Raw genomic sequence first — 24,527 nt, forward strand, 5'->3', positions numbered from 1 at the left:
CCGGACCGCCTCAGGGGGTGAGCAGCACCTTGCCGACGGCCGCGCCGGACTCGATCATCCGGTGCGCCTCGGCGACGTCGTCGAGGGGGAGCACGGCGGAGACGACCGGCAGGATCGTCCCGTCGGCCACGAGCGGCCACACGTGCTCGACGACCGACGCGCAGATCCGGGCCTTCCCCTCGACCGGACGCGACCGGAGCGCGGTGGCGATCACGGCGCCGCGCTTCGAGAGCAGGCGACCGAGGTCCAGCTCGGCCTTGGTGCCGCCCTGCATGCCGATCACGACCAGGCGGCCCTCGTCGGCGAGCACGTCGACATTGCGCGCCAGGTACTTCGCGCCCATGTTGTCGAGGACGACGTCCGCTCCCGCCCCGCCGGTGGCGGCCCGAACCACCTCGACGAAGTCCTCGGTGCGGTAGTCGATCGCCACCTCGGCGCCCAGCTCACGGCAGCGCGCGAGCTTCTCGGGACTGCCCGCCGTGGTGAAGACCCGGGCCCCGGACGCGGCGGCGAGCTGGATGGCGAAGGTGCCGATCCCGCCGCCTCCACCGTGGACCAGGAAGACGTCGCCGGGCCGCAGCCCGGCGATCATGAAGACGTTCGACCACACGGTGCAGGCCACCTCGGGCAGCGCCGCCGCGGTCACCAGGTCGACGCCGTCGGGGACCGGCAGCAGCTGGCCCGCGGGTACGACGACGCGGCTCGCGTACCCGCCACCCGCCAGCAGCGCGCACACCCGGTCGCCCACCGTCACGCCGGTGACGCCCTCGCCGAGCGCGGCGACGGTGCCACTGCACTCCAGGCCGATCACGTCCGAGGCGCCCGGCGGCGGCGGGTAGAAGCCCTGGCGCTGCAGCAGGTCGGCCCGGTTGACCGCGGTCGCGGCCACGTCGAGCAGCACCTCGCCGGGGCCGGGGACGGGATCGGGCAGCTCGGTGACGACGAGGGTCTCGGGCCCGCCCGGGGCGGACTGGGTGACGGCACGCATGGGTGCCAGTCTGGCCTATACGAGTGAGTCCTCGTCCGCGTAGTCGGCGTCCGCGAGCTCCTCGATGTCGACGTCGTCGTCCTCGTCGTCGGCCGCACCCGCCGGCCGGTCCCACGACTCGGCCAGGGCCTGCGCCCGGGCGGCGAGGCGCTCCACGGCGTCCGGGTCGGCGCCCTGCTCACCCGCGGCGAACCCGAGCAGGAAGGCCGTCACCAGCCCCGCGGCCGGATGGACGTTCTCGACCGTGATCCCGGCGAGATCGCCCAGCAGGCCCTCGTCGGCCTCGGCTTCGATGTCGAGGGCGTCGCACAACTCATCGATCCAGTCGTGGAGGTTCACCTACCCAGAGTGACCCGAGGTCCCGGTCGGTGCAAGGTTTTCGCGGGACTCCGGGGCCAGTCCAGATCAGCGCGGCTCAGCGATCTCCGGCCCCGCCGGCGAGATCGCGCAGGTCGCTCCAGGTATCGATGTCGCGGGCCTCGTCGCCCAGCGGCGCGACCTCGACCAGGTCGAGCGGCTCGAGCAGCGCCCGGATGGACAGGCCGTGCTGTCCCTCGTGGTCCGGGCGGACGGCGTCCAGCCGAGCCGTCTCCACCACGAGCGCGAGCTGCCGGCGACCGTCGGCGTCGGCGAGCACCGCGCCCTCGTGGCCCACCGCCGCCTCCTGCAGCCGACGAAAGGTGCCGGGGGCGAGGCGGGGCATGTCGACGGCGAGCACCGCGATCGTCGGGAAGCTGCGCAGCAGCACGTCGCGGCCGGTCAGCAGTCCGGCGGCCGGTCCGCCGAAGCGCGGCTCCTCGCGCACGAAGGTCACCGGCCGGTCGGTCGGGACCTGATGCCCCACCACGACCACCTCGCTGGCGTCGATCACGGCGTCCAGCGCGTGGTCCAGCAGCGACCGGCCGTCCACCTCGATGGACGCCTTGTCGACCCCGCCGAGCCGGGACCCCTGCCCGCCGGCGAGCACGATCGCCGCGAATCCGGCCAGTCCGAGCTCGATCACCACCCGTCGATCCTCTCAAGGGTCCGCCCGAGAGCCGTCGCGGGGAGGGCCATCCCGGCGCCGTCCCGCCTCGGGCTCCACCTGACCGGCTTCTCCCCGGTCGTCGGGCCTCTGGCGCCGGTGGCTCTGCCGCCCCGCCCGTGGGCAGGCCTCCGGGCGGGGCGGCACCGCGCTGTAACACGGGGTCCGCTGCTCTTCCGGACCTGCGACGTCGGAGAACGGGGTCCGTACGGGTCCGCTAGATGCGGCCCGGGTACGTCAGGCCGGCGAACTCCGTGTTACAGCGCCGCCGCCAGCCCCCTCCCGGAACCGGCCTACGCTGGCACCGTGAGCAGCCCCACAGACCCCGCGCTCCGCCTCGCCCTGGTGCAGGCCGCGTCGGCGCTCGACCCCGCGGCCAACCGCGACGCGGTCGCGACGCTGGTCGCAGAGCACGCCGGAGACGCCGACCTCGTCGTCTTCCCGGAGGCCTTCGCGCGCGACTTCGGCGAGGCCGGCTCCGACGTCAGCCCGTACGCCGAGCCGCTCGACGGCCCGTTCGCGACCACCCTCGCCGAGGCGGCCGCCGCGCACCACACCACGCTGCTGGCCGGCATGTTCGAGCAGGGGCCGGACCCGGAGCGGCCGTTCAACACGCTGGTGATGCGCGGCGACGCGACGGCGTCGTACCGGAAGGTGCATCTGTACGACTCCTTCGGCTACCGCGAGTCCGACCGCCTCAGCGCGGGTCCGTTGGAGCCGGTGGTCGTCGACCTGCACGGTTGGCGGGTCGGGCTGATGACCTGCTACGACCTGCGCTTCCCCGAGCTGGCCCGCGCGCTGGTCGAGCGCGGCGCCGAGCTGATCGTGCTGCCGGCCGCCTGGGTCGCGGGGCCGCGCAAGGTCGCGCACTGGCGCACCCTGGTGTCCGCGCGGGCGATCGAGAACACGGTGTACGTCGCCGCGGTCGGTCAGCCCGCCGGGCGCTACTGCGGTCACTCCCTGGTCGTCGACCCCTTCGGCGAGGTGCTCGCCGAGGCCGGTCCGGGCTCGCCCGAGCAGCCGGAGGTGGTCCGTGTCGTGATCGAGCACACGGTGCTGGCGGAGGCCCGCCGCGTCAATCCGTCCCTCCTCAACCGCCGAATGTAGGCTCCTCCTCCGTGTCCCGCGCTCCCTCCCGTGTCCCGCTCGAGCAGCGCATCGGTGAGTTCGGGGCGTCGCGGGCGCCGCTGACGATCTGGTTCGTCCTGGTCGTGGCCAGCACGGCCGCGCTGGTCTGCGCGATGGTGCCGGTCGGGCCGACCTGGCTCGGCTCCGCCGGCTCGATCGCGGTCGCGACCGCCTTCACCTGGGGTCTGGCCGCCCGCACCGGCGGTCGTCCGCTCGTCTTCGCACCCCTTGCCCTCGCGTGTGGCCTGGCGGCGGTGCTCAGCGACCAGGACCTGCTGCTCACCGGTGCCGCGGTCGGGACCTCGGCCCTCGCGGCGGTCCTCGGCGTGATGATCACCGTGCCCGCGGCCGGGATCGCGACCGCGGCCCGCGAGTGCGTGGTGGGCCTGGTCGTCGCCGGCATCGGGGCGATGGCGACGGTCGGCTTCGAGCCGGCGATCCAGAAGGAGCGCTTCGAGTACGTCGGCCTGGGTCTGGCGTTCCTCGGCGCGATCGTGCTCGTCTACCGCCTCGGCGCGGGCTTCCACGGCCTGGGCCGGCGGGGCCTGGTGATCGTCGCCATCGGTGCGGTGGTGCTCGCCGTGACCCTGCTGTACGCCGAGATGCTGCGCCGCTACGGCTCGACCAGCCTGGTCGACCAGCTGCTGGACTGGGTGTCGTGGAGCCGCGAGCATCTCGGCGCCTTCCCGCGTCCGGTCGCGACGGTGCTCGGCGTACCCGCTCTCGCCTACGGCTGCCACATGCGGGCGCGCCGGAGGCAGGGCTGGTGGGTGTGCGCGTTCGGTGTGGCCGCGACCTCGCCCACCGCCACCGCGCTCGCGAACCCGGCGGTCTCGGTCAGCGAGGCCGCCCTGTCGGTGGTCTACGGGCTGGTCGTCGGCCTGGTGCTCGGCTGGCTCCTGATCCGTCTCGACCTGGCGCTGACCGGCAACCGCGGGCGCCGCAGCCGGGCCGTGGAGCAGGCTGCCGCCGTCCGCCCGGAGCCGAGCCGGTTCGCGCCTCTCCTGTGAGCGTGGGGGACTGACATGGCCCGGCCCCGGGAGCTGGATCTCGACGTCCTGCTCGACCATGTCCGCGCGATCTGGGTCGCCGACGGCATCGCGGCGGTGACGATCCGCGCGGTGAGTGCGCGCGCGGGCGTCTCGAACGGCGCGATCTACCACCACTTCGAGTCCCGCAACCACCTGCTGGCCCGGGCCTTCGCCCGCGAGATCGCCGCCTATCTCGCGGTCCAGCGGCAGCGGGTCGTGGCGGCGAGCCGCACCGGCGGCCCCGAGGACGTCGTGGTCGCGGCGGCGCTCACCCCCGCGGCGTACGCCGAGACCACCGCCGACTCCGCACTGGTCCTGCTCGCCACCCGTCTCGCCGAGCTGGCCTCGGGCCCACTGCCCGACGCCGTGATCGAGGAGCTGAGCGCGCACGCGAGCGCGGTCGCCACCCTCGTCGGGGAGCTGACTGAGCGGCTGTGGGGCCGCACCGACGATGCGGCGACCCGGCTGGTGCGCTACTGCATCGACGACATCCCGGTCCGCCTGCTGATCACCTCGCGCCGGGCCTCCGACCCGTTGGCGGCGTACGCCGTCGAGCACGCCGTGCGCGGCATCCTGCGGGCCGGTCCACCGCCCGACTGACCGTTCCGGTTGCCGGGCCGGGTCGCCTCGTGCACAATTACCGAGCACTTGCTCTGTAACTGCCGACGCACCCCCCGAGGACGCCCCCCCGATGACCCTCCCCCGCCGTACCCTCCCGGCCGCCGTGGCCCTCGTGGCCGGCACCGGCCTCGCGCTCGTGACCGCTCCGCCGGCGACCGCCGCCACGGGTGCGACGGTCAGCATCTCGGGCACGACGCTGCTCGTCGACGACGCGGCGGACGTGCGCAACGTGATCGACGTCAGCATCGACGCCACCTACGTGTACGTCCGCGACATCGTGGTGAACCCCGTCGCGGGGGCCGGGTGCGCGATCACCGGGTTCGGCAACCAGGTGCGCTGCGCCCGCGGCTCCCTCACCGGCGCCAACGTCTCGCTGGGTGGCGGCGACGACAGCTTCACCGTCGTCGGCTTCGCGCAGCCGATGATCATCGACGGCGAGGCGGGCAACGACGGGCTCGGCGGCGGCCTGGGCGACGACGCCATCGCCGGCGGTCCCGGCACCGACACGGTCGGCTACACCACCGCCGCCACCGGCGTACAGGTCCGGTTGGGGACGTCCTCGGGCAACGGCGTCCCTGGCGAGGACGACTCCCTCAACGCCGACATCGAGAACGCCCACGGCTCGCCGTTCGACGACGTCCTCGTCGGCACCGCCGGGGTCAACCAGCTCGACGGGAAGGGCGGCGACGACGTCCTCGACGGCGGCCTCGGGAATGACGACCTCCAGGGCGGCGCCGGTGTCGACACCGTGACCTACGCGGGCCGGACCCAGCCGGTGACCGCCTTCCTGGGCGCCGGGGTCGGCGACGGCGGCGGACAGCCCGGCGAGAGCGACAACATCACCGGCCTGGAGAACCTGGTCGGCGGATCCGGCGACGACGTCCTCCACGGCACCAACACCCCCAACCGGCTCGAGGGCGGCGCCGGGGCCGACCTCCTCGACGGCCGCGAGCAGGACGACCGGCTCGACGGCGGGCCGGGCGCCGACACCCTGCTCGGAGGAGACGGCGTCGGCAACGACTGCGTCGACTACCGCTCCCGCACCGGCCACGTCACCGCCGTGCTGGGCGCGACCAGCGGCAACGGCGAGGCCGGCGAGAACGACACCTTCGACGCCTCGGTCGACTGCGTCCTCGCCGGCTCCGGCGGCAGCCTCCTGGTCGGCAACGCCAACGCCAACCTCCTCATCGGCGGCGCCGGCGCGGACGTCCTGCTCGGTGGCCTCGGTGGTGACACGCTCGACGGCGGACCGGGCCTCGACACCGTGTCGTACGCCGACCACACCGAGCCGGTCGTCGCCGACCTCGACGGCCTCAGGGATGACGGCCGGGCCGGCGAGAACGACCAGATCCAGCCCAACGTCGAGCGCCTCGTCGGCGGCTCCGCCGCGGACCGCCTCACCGGCTCCGCGGGGGCCGACGAGCTCGACGGAGGCAGCGGTGACGACCTCCTCGACGGCGGCCCCGGCGCCGACGTGCTGCGTGGGGGTGCCGGATCCGACACGGTCAGCTACGCGGGCCGGGTCGCTCCCGTCACCGTCTCCCTCGACGGTGCCGCGGGTGATGGCGAGGCGGGCGAGGGTGACCTGGTCGGCCCGGACGTGGAGAACGCCACCGGTGGCGAGGGTGCCGACCGGCTGACCGGCTCGGCGGGTCCGAACGTGCTGCTCGGCGGTGGCGGTGACGACGTCCTCGACGGCGGCCTCGGCGCCGATGCCCTGGGGGGCGGCGCCGGGGTCGACCTCGCGACCTACGCCACCCGTCGTACCCGACTCTGGATCCGGCTCGACGGCAGCGCCAACGACGGCGCCAAGGGCGAGGGCGACGACGTCCGCGCCGACGTGGAGAACGTCACCGGCGGCCGCAAGCGCGACACGATCATCGGCTCCGCCGCGGCCAACCTGCTGAGCGGCGGGCGCGGGGCCGACGTCCTCAAGGGCAAGGGCGGTGTCGACCGCGCCCTCGGCGGCGCCGGCCGCGACCGGTGCGTCGCGGAGGTGGAGCGGTCGTGTTCGCTCTAGCAGGCGCCACGCAGCAGAGAGGGCGGGATTCGAACCCGCGGTAGGTCTCCCTACGACCGCTTTCAAGGCGGTTCCGATCGGCCACTCCGGCACCTCTCCAGGGCCCGGTACGACGCGCGCGCCGGCCGGGCACCCGGACGAGTCTAGTGGGGGCGGCGGTACCGCTGTGGCCGGTCCGCGACCGGGCCGGGACAATGCGTCCATGAGCAGCGCGCAGCCGACCCCGGTCACCGACTACCGCCTGGCGCCGCCGGTGATGGCCCGCTTCGTCGGTGCCTACCTGGTCCTGCTCGCGCTGGTGCTGGTCGCGGTCACCGTCGTCGTCGCGTCCGCCGAGCTCAACGCCGACCTGATCGTGCTGGTGCTCGGGCTGGGGATCCTCGGCCTGATCGGGCTGGCCTGGTGGCTGCGCAGCCGGCTGGTCGTCGTACGGCTCACCGAGGCGGGCTACCGGGTCCGGATGATCCGCGCGGCCGGCGCCACCGAGGCCCGCTGGACCGAGGTCGAGGACGCCGTCGCGGCGGCTCCGTCGGGCATCGACTGCCTGGTGCTGCGGTTGCGCGACGGACGCAGCACCACCATCCCGGTGCAGCTCGTGGCCGGTGACAAGGACGACTTCGCGCGCGACGTCCGGGCGCACCTGCAGCGCGCCGCGAGCTGACCCGCGTCCTGGTCGGGCCCGATTGGGACAGGCGCGCGCGGTCCTAGTAGCCTGAGCACGCTGGCCGGTCCCTGACCGGCGCAGTGGAGGAGGCGTCGCCTAGTCCGGTCTATGGCGCCGCACTGCTAATGCGGTTTGGGTTTATCGCCCATCGAGGGTTCAAATCCCTCCGCCTCCGCCACCTGGACGAGACCCCCGGCAGACCCTGCCGGGGGTCTCGCTTATTCGAGGTCGATGGGTGAAGATGTTTGATGGTGCCGCCATGGGGGAAGGCGCCAGCGGTTCGGGTACATCCGGAGGGACGGAACTCGGCCGCCCACCACGTGAGGGGAAAGCTCATGAAGAAGCTCGCTCGCAAGACCGCCTTCGGCCTCGCCGCCCTGATCACCGCGGCCGGCATCGTCTCACTTCCCGCGGCCGCCGAGGCCGACACCGGCTGGGGCTGGCGGGTCTTCCCGCACGCCAAGGGCTGATCACCCCGCCCGGCCACCCGGGTCAGGACGACGTGTCGTCGTCCTGACCGGCGATGCCCAGGGTCCCCATCGTGTAGCCGAGCTGGAACCGGGTCTCGGCGTCGTACTCCTCCTTGAGCTCGGCGACGTACCCGGCGTACGTGCGCGGGCTGACGCCGAGCCGCTTCGCGCTGACCGCGTCGGCATGGCCCTCGATGAGCATCCGGATGGTCATCGAGCGCTGCTCCGAGGCGATCTCCTTGGTCACGCTCTGCCCCGCGCTCGCGAACGGGCGCCCGCGCGCGAAGGCACGCTCGAACACGTCGACGAGGTACGCCACGATCGCGGGCTCCCGGACGACGACCGCCGTCGCCAGGCTGTCGGCGGCCGGGATCAGCGCCACCCGCCGGTCGACAACGATCATCCGGTTGAAGAACTCGTCGAGGGTGCGCACCTCGGCGCCGTGCTCGGTCACCTCGGCGACGTACTTGTGGGTCGCGGGGTGCCGCCGGGCGCTGTGCTGGTAGAGCGTGCGCATCGCCAGCCCGCGCTTGAGCGCCTCCACGTCGCGCACCGTCGCCTCCGCCACTGTCTTCGCGCTCCGCGTCGCCTGGGGCTGCGCCGTCAGCAGCTCCTCCTGCGCCTCGCTGACCAGGGTCGTGAGGTACGGGTTGATCGCCTCGCCGTGCAGGTAGAGGAAGGGGCCCGACTCGCTCGCCGCCGGTGAGCGTCGCCAGCTCTGGTTGAGATGCGCGAACGCCGAGGCCCATCGCGCCGACTCCTCGAGCAGCCGGGCGCCCTCGTTGCCCAGCGGGGTCACCACGCGCGACTGCGCATTGCTCGGCTCCACCGGCCGCCAGGTCTGCCGGGTGGCGTCCAGCTGCAGCAGCCCCAGCTCCACCAGGAGGTCGAACGCCCGTCGTACGGGCGACCCGTCGAGGACCCGCGGGTCGTCCGCGGCGAGCCCACCCTCGGCCAGCACCTGCTCGTAGAGCCCGGACGCCTCCTCCTCGAAGAGGGCCCGGTCGGCGGGCTCGTAGGAGGTCATGGCGTCATGCTTCCACACGGGTGGCGGCGGTGATTCGGCATCTGCGGCTCGCCTCGGCTATTCTCGTGCGGTCGCCCAGCGACGAGCGCCTGTAGCTCAACGGATAGAGCATCTGACTACGGATCAGAAGGTTTGGGGTTCGAATCCCTACAGGCGCGCAGCTGATCTCGCGAGGAGATCCAGAAGGCCGGACCCGGACTCGGGTCCGGCCTTCGTAGTTTTTCGGGGTCCGCGGATACTCTAGCGCTAGAGTATGGCCATGGAGCTGACGCCTGCCGAGCTGACCGTGCTCGGACTGGTGGTCGAGCAGCCCCGGCACGGCTACGACCTGGAGCAGGTCATCGAGCAGCGCGGCATCCGGCAGTGGACGGAGATCGGCTTCTCGTCGATCTACTACCTGCTCGCCAAGCTGGAGAAGCGCGGGCTCCTGTCCGCCGAGGAGGCCGGCGGGGGTGCGAAGTCTCGACGGGTGTTCCGGGCGACCAGGCAGGGCCGGCAGGTCGCGACGGACGGTGCCCTCGCGTTCATCGCGGACGGCCGGACGGTTCCGCAGCCGGTGCTGGTCGGATTGGCCAACCTGGCGCTCGTGGCCGAGCGCGACTACGACCAGGCGCTGTCCAGCAGGCTGACCCGGGTCGAGGCTCGCATCGCATCGGTCACCGAAGCGCAGCGCTCGCAGACCCCACTCCCGCCTGCCGCGCGCGAGGTCTTCTCCTACTCGCTCAGCCTGCTGGAGGCGGAGAGATCTTGGCTCGTCGCACGGGTCCGGGGCGGAGATGAGTGAGAAGTCCGACGTCGACGCGACGATCGTCGACGGAGTTCCGACCGTGGGTGGGCTGCACTGCGAGACGACCGCGCTCGGTGTGCTCCTGAGCCATGCTGGGCTCCACCTCTCCGAGCCCATGATGTTCGGGCTCGGCGCAGGGCTGTCCTTCGTCTACTGGGACTCGAAGAAGCAGGACCTCCCGTTCCTGGGCGGCCGGGTGAGGCCCTTCGCGCTGACGCAGAACCTCACCGAGAGGCTCGGGCTGGAGCTGCGCGTGCAGGAGACGACATCGGCGCCGAAGGCTTGGGACCAGGTCCGCGCGTCGATCGATCGCGGGATCCCCGTCGGCCTGCAGCTCGACAGCCACGACCTGGAGTACTTCGGGTCCCGGGTGCACTTCGCCGGCCATGTCGTCGCCATGTACGGCTACGACGACGAGCGGGCCTATCTGGTCGACACCGCGCAGCAGGGCGGCGGCGTGTCCACCAGCTTGCAGAGCCTGGCCCGAGCGCGCGCCGCGCGGGGACCGATGGCGGCCCGTCATCGCTCCTTCACCGTGGAGGTGCCGGAACAGGTCGAACTGGCACCCGAACGCCTCCTCCCGGCCGTCATTCCCGCGATCACCGAGTGCGCTGAGGCGTTCCTGGCTCCGCCCATCGCCAATCTGGGCAACCGGGGCATCCACACGGCGTCGAAGCGGATCCGCACGTGGTTCGACCGGGTCGAGGAACCCGATCGAGACCTCCCCGTCATCGCCACGCTCATGGAACGGGCAGGCACGGGAGGCGCGCTCTTCCGCAACCTGTACCGCGACTTCCTGACCGAGTGCCTCGGCCTGTTCGAGACCTCCCGGGAGGGCAACCGGGACCGGGACCTCGTGCAGCGGGGTAGGGATCTCTTCGCCGAGTCCGCCCTGCTGTGGACGCGGGTCGCGGAGCTCGTCGAGGGCGCCGGCGTCACCGGCGACCTACAGCGGCTGGCCGACGCGAGTGATGTGCTGGAGGAGATCGCGGCGACCGAGACCTCCGCGATGACCGCGCTCCGGTCGCTGGCCGCGTCGACCAGCGGGACCGTGCTCGCCGCGGATGCGTGAACGCCTCAGGCCGGGGTACCACCGTCGCGAGGACGACGACGAGCGTGAGGGATCGACGTGGTGGAGACCTGGCCCGGGACGGCGTACCCGCTCGGGGCGACGTACGACGGCAATGGCACCAACTTCGCACTGTTCAGCGAGGTGGCCGAGCGGGTGGAGCTGTGCCTGGTCGGGGTGGGCGACGACGGCTCCCGTGCGGAGACCCGGGTGGAGCTGACCGAGGTCGACGGCTATGTCTGGCACGCCTACCTGCCGGGGGTGCAGCCCGGTCAGCGCTACGGCTACCGGGTGCACGGGCCGTGGCGGCCCGAGGACGGCCTGCGCTGCAACCCGGCGAAGCTGCTCCTCGACCCGTACGCCAAGGCGACGGTCGGTGACGTCGACTGGGACCAGAGCCTGTTCGGCTACGACTTCGACGATCCCGAGCGGCGCAACGACGACGACTCGCTGGAGCGGATGATGCTCGGCGTCGTCACCAACCCGTACTTCGACTGGGAGGGCGACCGGCATCCACGGACGCCGTACGCCGAGACGGTGATCTACGAGGCGCACGTGAAGGGCCTCACCACGACCCATCCCGATGTCCCCGAGGCGATGCGTGGGACGTACGCCGGCCTGACCCACCGCTCGGTCGTCGAGCACCTGCGCGGGCTCGGGGTGACCGCCGTCGAGCTGATGCCCGTGCACCAGTTCGTGCACGACGACGTGCTGCTGCAGCGGGGGCTGCGCAACTACTGGGGCTACAACACGATCGGCTTCTTCGCACCGCACGAGGGCTATGCGTCGGGGAGCACGCCGGGCGGGCAGGTGCAGGAGTTCAAGGCGATGGTCAAGGAGCTGCACGCCGCGGGGATCGAGGTGATCCTCGACGTGGTCTACAACCACACGGCGGAGGGCAACCACCTCGGGCCGACGCTCAGCTTCAAGGGCATCGACAACCCGTCGTACTACCGGCTGGTCGACGACGACCGTCAGTACTACATGGACTACACGGGCACGGGGAACTCGCTCAACGCCGGCAACCCGCACTCGCTGCAGCTGATCATGGACTCGCTGCGCTACTGGGTGACCGAGATGCACGTCGACGGCTTCCGCTTCGACCTGGCGTCCGCACTGGCCCGGGAGTTCTACGACGTCGACCGGCTGGCCACCTTCTTCGAGCTGGTGCAGCAGGACCCGGTGGTGAGTCAGGTCAAGCTGATCGCCGAGCCGTGGGACGTCGGCCCGGGCGGCTACCAGGTGGGCGGCTTCCCGCCGCAGTGGACGGAGTGGAACGGCGCCTATCGCGACACGGTGCGCGACTTCTGGCGTGGCGAGCCCAACCTGGGCGTGCTGGCGAGCCGGCTCGCGGGCTCGGCCGACCTCTACGAGCACACCGGGCGCCGGCCGGTCGCGAGCATCAACTTCGTGACCGCGCACGACGGCTTCACGCTGCGCGACCTGGTGTCCTACGAGGGCAAGCACAACGACGCCAACGGCGAGGACGGGCGCGACGGCGCCGACGACAACCGGTCCTGGAACCACGGCGTCGAGGGCCCGAGCGACGACCCGGGCGTCAACGAGGCGCGGGCCCGCGACCAGCGCAACCTGCTCGCCACGCTGCTGCTCAGCCAGGGCGTGCCGATGCTGCTGCACGGCGACGAGCTGGGCCGCACCCAGCAGGGCAACAACAACACCTATGCGCAGGACTCGGCGCTGAGCTGGGTCGACTGGGAGCACGTCGACCGCCCGCTGTGCGAGTTCGTCACCGAGCTGACCCGGCTGCGCCGGGAGCACCCGTCGCTGCGCCGCCAGCGCTTCTTCACCGGTACGACGGTGCGCACCGGCGAGGGGGAGCGGCTCAACGACATCGTCTGGCTGCACCCCGAGGGCCGGCCGATGGACGACGGCGACTGGAACGGCCTGCGGACGGTGGGCATGTACCTCAACGGCGACGGCATCGCCGGCCGCGACCGTCAAGGCCAGCCGATCCGCGACGACCACTTCCTGATCCTGGTCAACGGCGACGACGAGCGGGCGATCACGCTCCCCGACGAGGAGTACGCCGCCGGGTGGCAGGTGGTCGTCGACACGAGCGGGAGCTGCGACCCGGACGCCCGGATCGAGGCGGGTGGCGAGCTGACGCTGCCGCGCCGGTGCGTCGTCGTGCTGCGCCAGTGGCACGACCCGGAGCCCGAGACCGATGTCAGCCCGGCGGCGTCGGTGGCGTCGATGGCGGCCGAGCAGTGAACCGGGTCCCGGCCAGCACCTACCGCCTGCAGATCCGGGAGTCCTTCGACCTCGACGCCGCCCGCGAGCTGCTCGGCTATCTCGACGAGCTCGGGGTCGGCTGGGTCTACCTGTCCCCGATCCTCGAGGCGCACCCGGGCAGTGACCACGGGTACGACGTGGTGGACCCCACCCGGGTGGACCCGGCCCGCGGCGGCGCCGAGGCGCTGGCCCGGCTCTCCGCCGAGGCGCACCGGCGCGGCATGGGCGTGCTCGTCGACGTCGTACCGAACCACGTGGGCGTGGAGAGCCCGGCCACCAACGGCTGGTGGTGGGACGTGCTGAAGCACGGCCGCGACTCGCGGTTCGGCCGCTTCTTCGACGTCGACTGGGCAGCCGGCCGCGGCCGGATCCTGCTGCCGGTGCTCGGCGACGACGACCAGCCGGAGCCTGACGGAGCGATCGGCAACCTGCGCGTGGTCGACGGGATGCTCGGCTACCACGACCACCGCTTCCCCCTCGCCCCCGGCACGGCCGAGGACACCGACGACCCGCAGGTCGTCCACCAGCGCCAGCACTACCGGCTGGTGAGCTGGCGCGCCGCCGACGACGAGCTCGACTACCGCCGCTTCTTCGCCGTGAACACGCTGGCCGGCGTACGCGTGGAGGACCGGGACGTCTTCGAGGCCAGCCACGTCGAGATCGCGCGCTGGTTCCGCGAGCGGCTGGTCGACGGGCTGCGCGTCGACCACCCCGACGGGCTGCGGCACCCGGCGGCCTACCTCGACGACCTCGCCGACCTCACCGGCGGCGCCTGGGTGGTGGTGGAGAAGATCCTCGAGCCCGGCGAGGACCTCCCGGCGCGCTGGAACACCGCCGGCACGACGGGCTACGAGGTGCTGGCCCTCATCGACCGGGTACTCGTCGACCCCGCGGGCGAGGCCGCGCTCGGGGCCCTCGACGACCGGCTGCGCGGCGGCGTGCCGCCGTGGCCCGAGCTGGTGCGCGCCAACAAGCGACACGTCGCCGACACCATCCTGCACGCGGAGGTGCGTCGGATCGCCCGCGAGATCGCGGTCGAGCTCGAGGTCGTCCCCGACCGGGCCTGGCGCGAGCCGGTCGAGGAGGTGCTGGTCGAGCTGCTGGCTGCCTTCCCGGTCTACCGCAGCTATCTCCCGGCGGGCCGCGAGCACCTGCGCCAGGCCGCCGACGCCGTCCGCGCGGACCGACCGGACCTCGGCGCCGCGCTCGACCTGGTGCTGCCGCTGCTGGCGGACCGGGTGCGCGCGCCCGCGCTCCGCTTCCAGCAGACCAGCGGGATGATCATGGCCAAGGGGGTCGAGGATCGCGCGTTCTACCGCTGGTCCCGGCTCACCTCGCTCAACGAGGTCGGGGCGGATCCGGCGGAGTTCTCGGTCGCGCCGGGCGACTTCCACGCGGCCATGGCGCGCCGGCAGGCCGTCGCGCCCGAGGCCATGACCACGCTGAGCACCCACGACACCAAGCGCGGCGAGGACGTCCGGGCCCGGATCGGCGTCCTGGCCGAGGACCCGGCCTGGTGGTCGGACACGCTCGCCGCCCTGCTGGCCGCGGCGCCCGCCCCGGACGCGGGCTTCGCCCACCTGCTGTGGCAGGCCGCCGTGGGCGCCTGGCCGCTGTCGCGCGAGCGCCTGCACGGGTACGCCGAGAAGGCGATGCGCGAGGCGGGCGACCGGACGACGTGGACCGCGCCCGACGCGTCGTACGAGAAGGCGGTGCACGCGCTCGTCGACGCGGCGTACGACGACCCGGCTGTCGTCGCGCTCCTCGACGAGGCGGCCGCGCACCTGGCCGGTCCGGGCTGGAGCAATGCGCTCGCCGCCAAGCTGCTCAGCCTCACCGTGCCCGGGGTGCCGGACGTCTACCAGGGCAGCGAGCTGTGGGAGCAGAGCCTGGTCGACCCCGACAACCGGCGGGCCGTCGACTTCTCCCTGCGTCGCCGGCTGCTGGCGGACGCCGGTCCGGTGCGGCCGGACGGGCCGGCCGACGACGGTCGGGCCAAGCTGCACGTCGTACGGACGGCGCTGCGGCTGCGTCGCGACCGGCCCGACCTCTTCGCGCGCTACTACCCGGTCGACGCGACGGGCGCGGCCGCCGACCACGTGCTGGCCTTCGACCGCGGCGGCGCGATCGCCGTCGTCACCCGGCTGCCGCTGGGCCTGGAGCGGGCCGGCGGCTGGCGCGACACCCGGCTGCACCTGCCGCCGGGGGAGTGGCGCGAGCTGCTGACCGACCGCCCGGCCACGGCCGAGGTGGGCGTCCTGCTGAGCGAGCTGCCGGTCGCCCTCCTCGTCGAGGCGGCCGGATGAGCCTCGACGTCTGGGCCCCGCGGGCCGAGCGGGTCCGCCTCGTCCTCGATGACCAGGTCCGGCCGATGCAGCCGGGCGCGGACGGGTGGTGGACCGCGGATCCGGGACCGGTGCCCGACGGCACCCGCTACGGCTACCTGCTCGACGACGACGACCGGCCGCTGCCCGACCCGCGCTCGCGTCGCCAGCCGGACGGCGTCCACGATCTCTCCGCGACCTTCGACCCCGGCGCCCACCAGTGGGGCGACGCCGCCTGGACCGGCCGGCAGCTCGCCGGCGCGACGATCTACGAGCTGCACGTCGGGACCTTCACGCCCGAGGGCACCCTCGACGCCGTCGCCTCCCGCCTCGACCACCTGGCGAGCCTGGGCGTGGGCTTCGTCGAGCTGATGCCGGTGAACGCCTTCAACGGCGTGCACAACTGGGGCTACGACGGCGTGCTGTGGTCGGCGGTCCATGAGCCGTACGGCGGGCCGGCGGCATACCAACGACTGGTGGACGCCTGCCACCAGGCGGGGATCGGCGTGATCCAGGACGTCGTCTACAACCACCTCGGGCCGTCGGGCAACTACCTGCCCCGGTTCGGGCCGTACCTCAAGGACGGCCGCAACACGTGGGGCGACCTGGTCAACCTCGACGGCGCCGGCTCGGCCGAGGTGCGCCGCTACCTCCTCGACAGCGCGCTGATGTGGCTGAGCGACTTCCACGTCGACGGGCTGCGCCTCGACGCGGTGCACGCGCTGTCGGACGACTCCGACGTGCACCTGCTGGAACAGCTGGCGATCGAGGTGTCCGCGCTGTCGGCCCACCAGAACCGGCCGCTCACCCTGATCGCCGAGTCGGACCTCAACGACACCCGGATGGTCACCCCGCGCGAGGGCGGCGGCTACGGCCTCGACGCGCAGTGGAGCGACGACTTCCACCACGCCGTCCACGTGGCGCTGACCGGCGAGACCAGCGGCTACTACGCGGACTTCGCGCCGCTGGGCGCGCTGGCGAAGGTGCTCGACCGTGGGTTCTTCCACGACGGGACGTGGTCGAGCTTCCGCGAGCGCGACCACGGGCGGCCCGTCGACACCGAGCACCTGCCCGCGTGGCGGCTCGTCGTGTGTGCCCAGAACCACGACCAGATCGGCAACCGCGCGCGCGGCGACCGCACCGCCGAGCACCTGGACGACGAGCGGCTGTTGCTGGGCGCCCTGCTGACCCTCGCCGCGCCGTTCACGCCGATGCTCTTCCAGGGCGAGGAGTGGGCGGCGAGCACGCCCTTCGCCTTCTTCACCTCCCACCCCGAGCCCGAGCTGGCCCGGGCCACGGCCGAGGGGCGCCTCGCCGAGTTCGAGCGGATGGGCTGGGATCCGGACGAGGTGCTCGACCCGCAGGACCCGGCGACCTTCGAGCGCAGCCGGCTGGACTGGTCCGAGCTCGGGGAGGGCCGCCACGCCCGGGTGCTCGCCGGCTACCGGCGCCTCGCGGGGCTGCGACGTGAGCACGCCGCACTGACCGACCCGGCGTTCGGCGTCGCTCGGGTGGACGAGACGGAGCGGCGGCTCACCGTGGACCGCGGCGAGCTCGCCGTCCACGTCAATCTCGGCGACCGGGCCTGGGAGGTGTCGGCGGTCGAGGTGCTGTTCAGCACGACCGACCGGGTCGCGCTCGGCGCGTGCTCCCGGCCGGTCGTCGTGCTGCCGGGGAACGGGGTCCTGGTCAGGACTGCCCGTCCTGCGCCGGGTCGGCCCGGCGGGGCCTAGCCCGGCATCCGGCTACTCGTCGGCGAGGGTGTCGGCCGACGGGACCGGTGCGCTGCGGGAGGCGGTGTCCGCCGTCGTGGAGGCGAGCACCTGGAAGCCGCCGGCGGTGCCGGGGGCGCAGACGGCGAAGGCGGCCTGGATCGCGCGGAAGCCGGACGGCGGGGTGGTGCCGGGCACCTGGCGGGCCGAGACGGTCCAGCCGTCGATGACGTCGTCGTCGTTGCTGTCGTTGGGCAGGGAGTACTCGGTGACGACCCCGCCCAGGGTGTCGCGGCGCTCCTGGGCGGTCTCGTTGAGGTAGTAGGTGTCGAAGCCGCCGCCCACGGGGACGGTGCCGGCCGGGCAGATCACCACCGAGTAGCTGCCGGCGGTGTCGGCCCAGCGCCAGCGGTCCTGGATCGTCCGGGTGATCGCGATGGCGTCCTTGCCCGCCGGGCCGGCGGGTCCGGGGTGCTTCTTGGCGTAGGCGGCGATCAGCTTCTTGACCGCCTTCTTCTGCTGCTTGCTCAGCGGGCCGGCGGCAGCCGAGCCCTGCTCGCTGCTGGCGGCGACGTTGGTCAACCCGACGACGCCGGCCGAGGCGACGAGCACCGTGGCCGCCGTGACCGCCAGCCTGGCTCCGATAGCGCGACTCATCTTCTACCCTCCATCTCCCGACGGCGCCGGCCGCACGTCGTGGGCCGGGAGCCTAGGCAGCGGACCTGGCGGGCGCAATCGACAGTCTGCGCACGGGCCGGCGGCTGCCGCAGACAGCCCGGAAGCCCGCGGCCTACGCTCGCTGCGGACATACGGTCCCAGCGCACCGGGTGCCCCGGCTGGTCGCTGACAGGGCGTGGACACGTCGGCGATCTTCAGCGCGAGGACCGTATGGGTTGCCTTCAATCCAAGGGGGGAGCGAGGCAGCGTTCCCGAGGTCTGGGTGCAGTCCCCACATCGCGTGCGCCCAGGCCTCGGGGATCCCGCCCGACCCGGTCCTTCACACTCGTCGCGGGCCCGTTTGAAGGCCCGGCTCCTAGCGTCTCGCCTGCCTCGCGGCCACGATCCCCACGGGTACGGCGACGATCATCCCCCCGAGACTCGCCGTACCCGTGGTCCGCGCACGACCCGTGGCTCCCGGCGAAGTAGCCTCGGACCGTGCTCAAGTACCTGGGTTCCAAGCGAACCCTGGTCCCCGTGCTCGGCGACATCGCCGAGGCGGTCGAGGCGCGGACGGCGGTCGACCTGTTCACCGGCACGACCCGGGTCGCGCAGGAGTTCAAGCGGCGGGGCCTGGTGGTGACCGCGACCGACCTGGCGACCTACAGCCAGGTGCTCAGCGACTGCTATGTCGCGACCGACGCGCGCGAGGTCGACCTGCAGGAGCTCGACAACGAGCTGAAGCGGCTGGCGGCGCTGCCCGGGGTGGCGGGCTACTTCACCGAGACCTTCTGCGTGCGGGCCCGCTTCTTCCAGCCCAAGAACGGCGCCCGGGTGGACGCGATCCGCGACGCTCTCGAGGCCGACCACCGGGGCTCGCCGCTGTACCCGATCCTGCTGACCAGCCTGATGCAGGCCGCGGACCGGGTGGACTCGACGACGGGCGTGCAGATGGCCTACCTCAAGCAGTGGGCGCCACGCTCCCACAACGACCTCGACCTGCGCCGGCCCGCCCTGCTCCCCGGCCCGGGTACGACGGTCGGGGGCGACGCGATGCGGACCGTGGACGAGCTCCCGGCGGTCGACCTGATGTACCTCGACCCGCCGTACAACCAGCACCGGTACTTCACGAACTACCACATCTGGGAGACCCTGGTCCGCTGGGACGCACCCGAGCACTACGGGGTGGCGTGCAAGCGGATCGACAGCCGCGACCCGGCGACGAAGAGCGTGTTCAACGCGCAGCGGGAGATGCCCGCGGCACTCGACGACCTGGTCCGGCGGGCCCGGGCCGAGGTGCTCGTCGTGTCCTACAACGACGAGTCGTGGATCACCGCGGAGCAGATGATGGAGTCGCTGCGGGGCGCCGGGCACGAGGACGTCCGGATGCTGGCGTTCGACCGCAAGCGCTATGTCGGCGCCCAGATCGGCATCCACAGCCCGTCGGGGCAGAAGGTCGGGAAGCCGGCCCGGCTGCGCAATGTGGAGTACGTCTTCGTCGCCGGACCCACGGCGAAGGTCGAGGCAGCCATCCACGCGGCGCGATAATGCGCTCCATGCTCTCCCCCCGCCGGTCCGTCGTGGTCGCGACGGCTGCTCTCCTGCTCGCGTCCGGCTGCTCCTCCGGCGGCGACGGCGACGACCCCACCGGCGCCGGGACGTCGAGCGCGCCGAGCCCGCCGCCGCGGACCGCTCCCGCGCCGCCGGTCGACCCGGAGGTGGTCGCCAGCCCGCAGGGGCGGGCGATCGAGGAGTGGGCGGCGGCGTACGCGCGGGCGATCAACGAGGGCGACCGGACCTTCGGTGCGGCCGCCGACCCGGCCGCGCCGGCGCTGCGGGAGTGGATGGAGCGGCACGCGGTGCCCGAGTGGGGCCGCTACCTCCCCGGTCCGCTGCCGGTCGCGCCGCTGGGGATGCGCCCCGACGGCGACAGCGCCCGCGAGGTGCAGGCCTGCGTGCTGGTGTCGGGGTGGTCCCAGGAGTCGCGGTCGGTACGCCGGACCAGGTCCCGCGACGTCGTGGGCATGACCTTCCGGGTGGTGTCGGCGACCGGAGGCTGGCGGGTCGAGCGGATCACCAGCGCCGAGGTGGACTGCCGGGGCGTCGTACCGCCGACCCGGACCTGGTGACGCCCGCGGTCTTGAGGACCGTTCGGCACAATTCCGCGGATTCCCGGACAGGGGCGTGCGCCGCTGGTTAGCCTCCGGCGAGCAGCCGCACGTCTGCGGGACGGGCGGCGCCACGACTATGGGGAGTCGACATGCGCACGCAGAACCGCGGACCGGTGGTCCGCCTGCTCACCGCGGTGGTGACCACGGCCCTCGCGCTGATGGGCCTGGTCGCGCTGACCACGGCCGCCGCGCCGGTCGCGCACGCGGCCGCGGGCAGCATCAGCGGCACCGTCAGCGCGGCCGGCACCGGCACGCCGCTCGCCGGCATCACCGTGGTCGCCTACTGCAACGACGACGGCGACTGGTACTGGTGCGAGCAGACCACGAGTGGCGCGAACGGGGGATATGCCTTCACCCTGCCCGCCGGCACCTACCACGTCGGCGCGTTCAGCGAGGACAACCGCTACGCCGCCGCCTTCTTCGGCGGCACCGACGAGGTCAACGCCGCGAACCTGACGCCCCCGGTCAGCGACGTCGACCTGGTGCTGACCCCGAACGCCACGGTCAAGGGCAAGGTCGGCCAGGGCCTGCTCAACACCGGCGTCGCCGACGTCGACGTGTGCCTCTACCAGCAGGTGAGCCACGACGGCGAGACCTGGTGGGACTGCGCCGGCCGGGCCGTCACCGGCAGCAATGGCACCTACACGGCGTACGTCGCGCCGGGCAGCTACCGGGTCGGCTTCTCCGTCGGCGACAACCACCTGCGCGACGTCTACTACCCCAACGCGGCGACCCTCGAGACCGCGACCGACGTGAGCGTGACCGCCGCCGGCCGCACGGGCATCAACGTGAAGATGGTGCCCAACGCCAAGGTGACCGGCACCGTCACCGCCGAGACGGGCGGAGCCGCGGTGGCGGGCGCCCAGGTCACGGCGTACCGGCTGGTGCAGGAGGGCGGCGCCTCGTCGTGGGAGCCGGTCCGGAGCACCGCCGCGAACGGCAGCGGCGGATACGAGCTCTACCTCGCGCCGGGCAGCTATCGGATCGGGTTCGACAACCCCTGCGACGCCGAGGGCCCGTGCAGCACGAGGTACCGGCCGGAGTTCTGGAACGACAAGGTGAGCGTCGAGAGCGCGACCGACGTCAGCGTCCCCAACAGCGGCTCGGTCGCCGGCATCAGCGCCACCCTCAAGCGCAACGCCCGGATCACCGGCACGGTGACCGCCCAGGCCGGCGGCGCGCCGATCGACGGCGCCGAGGTCACGGCACTGCGGCAGGTCACCGAGCAGATCGACGGCGAGACCCACACCTACTGGGACCAGATCGCCTGGGCCAGCACCGACGCCACCGGCGGCTACGACCTGTTCGTCCCGACCGGCAGCTACCGGGTCTCCTTCGACGACGGCTGCGCGGACACCTGCGAGGACCTCTACCAGACCGAGTACTGGAACGACGCCGCCGACCTCGAGAGCGCCGACGACATCGCGGTGACCGCTCCCGCCTCGCAGCTGGGCATCGACGCGGCCCTGGCCCGCAACGGGCGGATCACCGGCACCGTCACCGCCGAGAACGGCGGCGCGGCCCTCGCGGACATCCAGGTCGTCGCCCTCGACGAGGTGACCTACCAGGCCGGTGGCGAGACCTACACCGACTGGAGCCCGGTCGGCTTCGCGACCACCGACGCCGACGGCGACTACACCCTGAACGCACCGCCCGGCACCCACCGGGTCGGCTTCTTCGAGCCCTGCTGGGGCGCGACCTGCCGGTACCTGGCCGAGTACTACGACGACGCCGCCACCCCGGAGCAGGGGACCGACGTGACCGTCACCGGTCCGGACGCCACCACGCCGGACGTCGACGCCGCGCTGGCCGAGGGCTCGCTGCTCTCCGGCAAGCTCACCGGCACCGCGCAGGCGCCGGTCGCCGACGCCCTCGTCTCCGTGTACGCCGAGGACGGCGGCGCGTGGACCGAGCTGAGCGAGACCTGGTCCGACAGCAGGGGCCGGTACGCCGCCCTGGTGCCGGACGGCAGCTACCGGATCGGCTTCAGCTCACCGGACGGCGCGTTCACCGAGGAGTACTACGACGACAGCCGCACCCTCGCCGACGCCGACACGGTCGTCGTCGCCGGGGCGAACCGGCCCAACCTCGACGCCACGCTCGGGCTGGAGCTGCGCAACACCGCCACTCCGTCCATCCCCGACGCCGACCCGCAGGTCGGCGAGACGGTGAGCGCCGACCCCGGTTCCTGGTCCGCGACGCCCGACGCGTTCTCGTACCGCTGGTTCGAGACAGGCAACGCCATCCCGATCGGCACCACCAAGGACCTCGTGGTCCCGGCGAGTGCGCTGGGCAAGCAGCTGACCGTCGTGGTGACCGCCACCAAGGCCGGGTACGCCGACGGGGTCGCCACGTCGACCGCCTCGGCGGCCGTGACCCACGGCGTGCTCACCAGCACCGCCAAGCCGAGCATCTCGGGCGCGGCCACGGTCGGCAGCACGCTCACGGCGCTCGAGGGCACCTGGTCCGCGACGCCCGACGCCTACACCTACGCCTGGTACCAGTCCGGCACGTCGACCCCGATCGGCGCCGGCAAGGTGTTCGTGGTCCCGCCCGGCGCGCTCGGCACGACGCTGACGGTCAAGGTCAGCGCGGCGAAGGCCGGCCACACCGGCGCCGCCGCGACCTCCGACCCCACCGCCACGGTCGCACCCGGCGGCCTCGCCAACACCGCCAGGCCGGCCATCACCGGTGCGGTCGAGGTGGGCGGCACGGTCACGGCCAGCGGCGACACCTGGTCGCACAACCCGGACCCGGGCGCCGGCGGCCGCACCTACCGCTGGTTCCAGGAGGGCACCGCGACGCCCATCGGCACCGGCTCCACTCTGGTCGTCCCCGCGAGCGCCCTCGGCAAGAAGCTGACCGTCGAGGTCACCGCGACCGCCACCGGCTACGGCACCAGCAGTGCGGTGTCGGACCCGACCGCCGCGGTGGCGACGGGTACCTTCGCCCACTCCGTCGCGCCGACGATCTCGGGCGCGGCGAAGGTCGGCGGCACGGTCACCGCGGTCGAGGGCACCTGGTCCCCGACCCCGGCCGGGTACGCCTACCGCTGGTTCCAGGACGGCACCCTGATCGCGGACGCCACCGGCAAGACGCTCGTCGTCCCGGCCGGCGCCCTCGGCAAGCCGCTCACCGTGGAGGTCACCGCGACCGCGCCGGGCTACCAGTCCAGTGCCGTCGTGTCCGCCCCGACCGGGCCCGTGGCGCTGGGAGACCTGACCAGCGAGCAGGCGCCGAGGGTGAACGGCTCGCCCCAGGTCGGCAAGACCGTCTCGGCCGGCCCCGGCACCTGGTCGGCCACCCCGAGCGGCTACGCCTACCGCTGGTTCCAGGAGGGGACGGCGACGCCGATCGGCACCGGGCAGGACCTGGTGGTCCCGCCCGGCGCGGCCGGCAAGACGCTGAGCGTCGAGGTCACGGCCACGGCGTCGGCGTACCACGATGGGGTCGCCACCTCGGCGCCGTCGGCCCCGGTCGCCCTGGGCGACCTGGCCAACACGGACGCGCCGACGGTGACCGGCACCGCCAAGGTCGGCAGGACCGTCACCGCGGGTGACGGCACATGGTCGGCCGGCCCGGCGACGTACTCCTACCAGTGGTTCCAGGACGGCACCGCGATCGAGGGTGCCACCGCCAAGGACCTGGTCGTGCCGGGCGGCGCCCGGGGCAAGAAGCTCACCGTCGAGGTGACCGCCACCGTGCCCGGCTACGCGCCCAGCTCGGTCGAGTCCGCCGAGACGGCGACGGTCACCGTCGGCGACGCGCCGGCCAACACGGCACCCCCGACCATCACCGGGGACCACATCGAGGTCGGCCGGACCGTCACCGCACTGCCGGGCACCTGGTCGCCGGCGCCGGACGGCTACCAGTACCGCTGGTACCTGAACGGCACCAACGACCCGATCGGCACCGGCGCGGACCTGGTCATCCCGAGCTCCGCCGGCGGCCGCTCGCTGACGGTCAAGGTGACCGCGGTCAAGGACGGGTACGCCGACGGGACCGCCGTCTCCGAGGCCGTCGCCGTGGTGGCTCCCGCGATCGTCAACACGGTCAAGCCGGCCATCACCGGCCCGGTCCGGGTCGGTGAGACCCTCACCGTCGGCACCGGCAGCTGGTCGTCGACGCCGTCCGCCTTCGGGTACACCTGGTACGCCAACGGCGTCCAGATCAAGGGCGTCACCGGCAACCGGCTCACCCTCACCCCGGACCTCGCCGGCAAGGTGATCGCGGCGCTCGTCGTCGCGGCGCCGTCCGGTGCGGCGTGGGCCGACAGCACCGCGCCGGTCGCGCTCGGCGTCCTGAAGGTGAGCGGCAAGCCGACGCTGAGCGGCACGGCCAAGGTCGGCAAGAAGCTGAAGGTCGTGCTCCCGGCGGCGGTGCCGGCCGGCGCCACCGTCAAGGTGCAGTGGCTGGTCGGCAAGCGGCCCGTCCCCGGCGCGACCAAGAAGGGGCTCAAGCTCACCAAGGCCTTCCGCGGCACCAAGGTCCGCGCCGTGGTGACCTGGTCGCTGCCGGGCTACGCGCCGGTGACCCTGAAGACCGCGAAGGTCACCATCAGGTAGCCCGGGCGAGGAAGTG

Annotated in this window: 19 protein-coding genes and 3 tRNA genes; 16 read left to right on the forward strand and 6 right to left on the reverse strand. The window is 73.1% G+C overall.

Features of this window, described 5'->3' with window-relative positions:
- Positions 1-10 precede the first annotated feature (10 nt).
- The 3 genes from JOD66_RS14530 to mobA all read right to left on the reverse strand — a co-directional run bounded on the left by JOD66_RS14530 (position 11) and on the right by mobA (position 1,994).
- Positions 11-988, reverse strand: coding sequence for an NAD(P)H-quinone oxidoreductase (locus tag JOD66_RS14530; protein ID WP_204837559.1), 978 nt, complete (start codon positions 986-988; stop codon positions 11-13).
- A gap of 15 nt (positions 989-1,003) precedes the next feature.
- The gene (locus tag JOD66_RS14535) at positions 1,004-1,327 is read right to left on the reverse strand and encodes a DUF6457 domain-containing protein (protein WP_204837560.1); all 324 of its coding nucleotides are present in this window, start codon (positions 1,325-1,327) and stop codon (positions 1,004-1,006) included.
- 76 nt (positions 1,328-1,403) lie between these two features.
- Positions 1,404-1,994: a molybdenum cofactor guanylyltransferase gene (gene mobA / locus JOD66_RS14540; RefSeq protein WP_307823529.1), complete on the reverse strand. Its 591-nt coding sequence runs from the start codon at positions 1,992-1,994 to the stop codon at positions 1,404-1,406.
- 324 nt (positions 1,995-2,318) lie between these two features.
- Here mobA and JOD66_RS14545 point away from each other — a divergent pair, with 324 nt between their 5' ends.
- From JOD66_RS14545 to JOD66_RS14560, 4 genes are all read left to right on the forward strand, one after another.
- The gene (locus JOD66_RS14545) at positions 2,319-3,119 is read left to right on the forward strand and encodes a carbon-nitrogen hydrolase family protein (RefSeq protein ID WP_204837561.1); all 801 of its coding nucleotides are present in this window, start codon (positions 2,319-2,321) and stop codon (positions 3,117-3,119) included.
- 11 nt (positions 3,120-3,130) lie between these two features.
- Positions 3,131-4,150 (forward strand): hypothetical protein, encoded by a 1,020-nt coding sequence (locus JOD66_RS14550; RefSeq protein WP_204837562.1) that lies wholly within the window; start codon positions 3,131-3,133, stop codon positions 4,148-4,150.
- 15 nt (positions 4,151-4,165) lie between these two features.
- Entirely contained in the window at positions 4,166-4,771 is a 606-nt protein-coding gene (locus tag JOD66_RS14555; protein WP_204837563.1) for a TetR/AcrR family transcriptional regulator, read from the forward strand.
- Between the two features lie 91 nt (positions 4,772-4,862).
- On the forward strand, positions 4,863-6,812 hold the full coding sequence (locus JOD66_RS14560; RefSeq protein ID WP_204837564.1) for a calcium-binding protein: 1,950 nt from the start codon (positions 4,863-4,865) through the stop codon (positions 6,810-6,812).
- A 14-nt stretch (positions 6,813-6,826) separates the two neighbouring features.
- Here JOD66_RS14560 and JOD66_RS14565 read toward each other — a convergent pair.
- Positions 6,827-6,911, reverse strand: a tRNA-Ser gene (locus JOD66_RS14565).
- Positions 6,912-7,014: 103 nt separating this feature from the next.
- Between JOD66_RS14565 and JOD66_RS14570 the strand changes: the two genes are divergently transcribed.
- The 3 genes from JOD66_RS14570 to JOD66_RS29135 all read left to right on the forward strand — a co-directional run bounded on the left by JOD66_RS14570 (position 7,015) and on the right by JOD66_RS29135 (position 7,946).
- Positions 7,015-7,473, forward strand: a complete 459-nt coding sequence (locus tag JOD66_RS14570; RefSeq protein WP_204837565.1) for a hypothetical protein — start codon at positions 7,015-7,017, stop codon at positions 7,471-7,473.
- Between the two features lie 88 nt (positions 7,474-7,561).
- Positions 7,562-7,654, forward strand: a tRNA-Ser gene (locus tag JOD66_RS14575).
- Between the two features lie 157 nt (positions 7,655-7,811).
- Positions 7,812-7,946, forward strand: coding sequence for a hypothetical protein (locus JOD66_RS29135; protein WP_275579824.1), 135 nt, complete (start codon positions 7,812-7,814; stop codon positions 7,944-7,946).
- 22 nt (positions 7,947-7,968) lie between these two features.
- Here JOD66_RS29135 and JOD66_RS14580 read toward each other — a convergent pair whose 3' ends face one another.
- Positions 7,969-8,973, reverse strand: coding sequence for a phospholipase D-like domain-containing protein (locus tag JOD66_RS14580; RefSeq protein WP_204837566.1), 1,005 nt, complete (start codon positions 8,971-8,973; stop codon positions 7,969-7,971).
- 85 nt (positions 8,974-9,058) lie between these two features.
- Here JOD66_RS14580 and JOD66_RS14585 point away from each other — a divergent pair.
- The 6 genes from JOD66_RS14585 to treZ all read left to right on the forward strand — a co-directional run bounded on the left by JOD66_RS14585 (position 9,059) and on the right by treZ (position 17,139).
- Positions 9,059-9,131: transfer RNA gene (locus tag JOD66_RS14585), tRNA-Arg, on the forward strand.
- 101 nt (positions 9,132-9,232) lie between these two features.
- Positions 9,233-9,757 carry a PadR family transcriptional regulator gene (locus tag JOD66_RS14590; protein ID WP_204837567.1) on the forward strand — a complete coding sequence of 175 codons (525 nt, stop codon included), beginning with the start codon at positions 9,233-9,235 and terminating at the stop codon, positions 9,755-9,757.
- 43 nt (positions 9,758-9,800) lie between these two features.
- Complete coding sequence (locus JOD66_RS14595; RefSeq protein ID WP_307823531.1) at positions 9,801-10,832, forward strand: BtrH N-terminal domain-containing protein; 1,032 nt, start codon at positions 9,801-9,803, stop codon at positions 10,830-10,832.
- A gap of 60 nt (positions 10,833-10,892) precedes the next feature.
- Positions 10,893-13,061, forward strand: coding sequence for a glycogen debranching protein GlgX (gene glgX, locus JOD66_RS14600; protein WP_204837569.1), 2,169 nt, complete (start codon positions 10,893-10,895; stop codon positions 13,059-13,061).
- On the forward strand, positions 13,058-15,388 hold the full coding sequence (gene treY, locus JOD66_RS14605) for a malto-oligosyltrehalose synthase (protein ID WP_204837570.1): 2,331 nt from the start codon (positions 13,058-13,060) through the stop codon (positions 15,386-15,388). Before glgX ends, treY begins: the two co-directional genes overlap by 4 nt.
- A complete protein-coding gene (gene treZ / locus JOD66_RS14610; protein WP_204837571.1) occupies positions 15,385-17,139 on the forward strand; it encodes a malto-oligosyltrehalose trehalohydrolase in 1,755 nt (584 codons plus the stop codon). The genes treY and treZ overlap by 4 nt, the downstream gene beginning before the upstream one ends.
- 12 nt (positions 17,140-17,151) lie before the next feature.
- Here the strand turns inward: treZ and JOD66_RS14615 are convergent, their stop codons facing one another.
- Positions 17,152-17,775: a hypothetical protein gene (locus JOD66_RS14615; protein ID WP_204837572.1), complete on the reverse strand. Its 624-nt coding sequence runs from the start codon at positions 17,773-17,775 to the stop codon at positions 17,152-17,154.
- A 498-nt stretch (positions 17,776-18,273) separates the two neighbouring features.
- Between JOD66_RS14615 and JOD66_RS14620 the strand changes: the two genes are divergently transcribed.
- The 3 genes from JOD66_RS14620 (at position 18,274) to JOD66_RS14630 (ending at position 24,511) form a co-directional block, all read left to right on the forward strand.
- Entirely contained in the window at positions 18,274-19,323 is a 1,050-nt protein-coding gene (locus tag JOD66_RS14620; RefSeq protein WP_204837573.1) for a DNA adenine methylase, read from the forward strand.
- A gap of 8 nt (positions 19,324-19,331) precedes the next feature.
- On the forward strand, positions 19,332-19,904 hold the full coding sequence (locus JOD66_RS14625; RefSeq protein ID WP_204837574.1) for a hypothetical protein: 573 nt from the start codon (positions 19,332-19,334) through the stop codon (positions 19,902-19,904).
- 131 nt (positions 19,905-20,035) lie between these two features.
- Positions 20,036-24,511, forward strand: a complete 4,476-nt coding sequence (locus tag JOD66_RS14630) for a carboxypeptidase regulatory-like domain-containing protein (RefSeq protein WP_204837575.1) — start codon at positions 20,036-20,038, stop codon at positions 24,509-24,511.
- Positions 24,512-24,527 lie beyond the last annotated feature (16 nt).

The sequence above is a fragment of the Nocardioides nitrophenolicus genome, from assembly GCF_016907515.1.
Taxonomy (GTDB): domain Bacteria; phylum Actinomycetota; class Actinomycetes; order Propionibacteriales; family Nocardioidaceae; genus Nocardioides; species Nocardioides nitrophenolicus.